Origin of the sequence: Micromonospora sp. WMMD736 (assembly GCF_049179015.1) — a bacterium.
Classification (GTDB): Bacteria; Actinomycetota; Actinomycetes; order Mycobacteriales; family Micromonosporaceae; genus Micromonospora.
In genome coordinates, this window is sequence record NZ_JBMHMI010000042.1 from 1 (window position 1) to 2,020 (window position 2,020).

Below are 2,020 nucleotides of genomic sequence, written 5' to 3' on the forward strand. Positions count from 1 at the left end.
TGGATTCGGGCCGGCTCGGCATCGCCGCCGTGGCGGTGGGCCTGGCGCAGGCCGCGCTGGACGAGGCCGTCGAGTACAGCCAGCAGCGCACCACGTTCGGCCGCAAGATCATCGACCACCAGGGCCTGGGCTTCCTGCTTGCCGACATGGCCGCCGCAGTCGACTCGGCGCGGGCGACCTATCTGGATGCCGCGCGCCGCCGCGACGCCGGACTGCCCTACTCGCGCAACGCCTCGGTCGCCAAACTGGTGGCCACCGACGCCGCGATGAACGTCACCACCGATGCGGTGCAGGTGTTCGGCGGCGCCGGCTACACCCGCGACTACCGTGTCGAGCGCTACATGCGGGAAGCCAAGATCATGCAGATCTTCGAGGGCACGAACCAGATCCAGCGGCTGGTCATCAGCCGCAGCCTGGCCGCGAGATAGCCCGGCTACACCGGCAGCGACGTACCGGTCTCGGCTTCGGCGAAGGCAACCACCTTGGCCGCGGTGTCGTAGTCACAGGCCGACGGTGACCGCCCGATCAGCACCGGGCCGCCGCGCAATCCGAACTTTCCGCTGACGCCCACATAGCTGCCGGGCGGGATCGGCTCGCTGATGCAGAACAGCGTCGGCGCGGCGCCCTGCTCGATGTCGTTGGCCACGCGGTTGGCGATCGTCTGCACAACCCGGTGGGCGGCCGCCAGCACCGGTTTGTCCGAGACGTGCGACAGATTCGACGCCACCCACCCCGGATGCGTCAACTGGGTGACAATCGGCGACTGGGCCGCGCGCAACCGGCGGTCGAGTTCCAGGCCCCACAGCATCATCGCCAGCTTGGACCGGCCATAGGCGCCCATCATCGTCCACGTGTGGGTGCGCAGGTGCATGTCGTCCAGGCGCAGTGTCGCGGTCTTGTGCGCATCGGACGCGACGTTGATCACCTGCGAGCGCACCCGCGGCAGCAACAGGTTGGTCAACGCGAACGGTCCGAGGAAGTTGGTGCCGATCGTCATCTCGAAACCGTCGACGGTGTCGGTGCGCTCCTCGGTGAGCGCGCCGGCGTTGTTGATCAGGATGTCGACGTCATCAGCGAGTAGATCGGGAAACGCCCGCACCGAAGCCAGGTCAGCCAGGTCGAGCTTGACCACCTCGGTCGACCCGCCGATCTCGCCGGCCCGCTGCGCCCCGAGTTCGGTGTTACGCACCGCGAGGATCACATGGGCGCCGGCGCGGGCCAGCACCCGCGCGGTGCCCAGCCCGACCCCGTTGGTGGCGCCGGTGACGATGATCCGTTTGCCGGTCAGATTGCCGAGTCGGCTCGGCGACCACGAAGGTGTCACGAGTGTGAGGGTAACCACAGCGAGTTATTGACACCGTTGTCGGTCACCTGGTTGATTAGCTTGCATTATTAGTGACAGCGCGCGCGAGATCGAGAACCTGATCTACACGTATGCCGAGCGCCTGGATTCCGGCGATCTGGACGGGGTCGCCGAGTTGTTCGCCCACGGCCGGATCTGCGGCATAGCGAACGGGCCACCCGAGACAGTGTTCACCGGCACCGCCGGGGTCCGGCAGATGTACGAGCTGGCGACCCGGCTGTATGACGACGGCACCCCGAAGACGAAACACTTCACCAGCAACGTGCGCATCGAGGTCGACGACGCCGCCGGCACCGCCGAAGCCCGCTCCTACTACTGCGTCACCCAGGCCACCCTCGAGGTACCCCTGCAGGTCATCGTGACCGGCCGCTACCGCGACACCTTCCACCGGATCGAGGGGGTGTGGTGGTTCGACACCCGAACGATGTTCGTCGATCAGGTCGGCGACATGAGCCACCACCTGAAGTTTTGAACCCGCCCGCACCCAGAGGAGGAAATCCGTGACAGAGCTGTCCGGGCATCCGGTCGCCACCGCGGCCCAGCATGAGCAGGAGCTGGCGGCGCTGGAGTTGATCGAGCACCCCACGGTGCGCGCGGCCTATCGCAGTGTCGCCGAGACCTGGCTGAGCCGGGCGAAAGCCTCCGACGCGATGCGGG

3 protein-coding genes are annotated in these 2,020 nt (G+C 67.3%); 2 read left to right on the forward strand and 1 reads right to left on the reverse strand.

Annotated elements, in window-relative coordinates; translation table 11 throughout:
• The coding region (locus ACN269_RS33240; protein ID WP_421477075.1) for an acyl-CoA dehydrogenase family protein at nt 1-428 on the forward strand (428 nt) is incomplete at its 5' end.
• Nucleotides 429-433: 5 nt separating this feature from the next.
• On the opposite strand, the gene ACN269_RS33245 is transcribed toward ACN269_RS33240, so the two are convergent.
• Complete coding sequence (locus tag ACN269_RS33245; RefSeq protein ID WP_421477077.1) at nt 434-1,342, reverse strand: SDR family NAD(P)-dependent oxidoreductase; 909 nt, start codon at nt 1,340-1,342, stop codon at nt 434-436.
• Between the two features lie 70 nt (nt 1,343-1,412).
• On the opposite strand from ACN269_RS33245, the gene ACN269_RS33250 reads away from it, so the two are divergent.
• Nucleotides 1,413-1,835, forward strand: a complete 423-nt coding sequence (locus tag ACN269_RS33250) for a nuclear transport factor 2 family protein (RefSeq protein WP_421477079.1) — start codon at nt 1,413-1,415, stop codon at nt 1,833-1,835.
• Nucleotides 1,836-2,020: the final 185 nt, after the last annotated feature.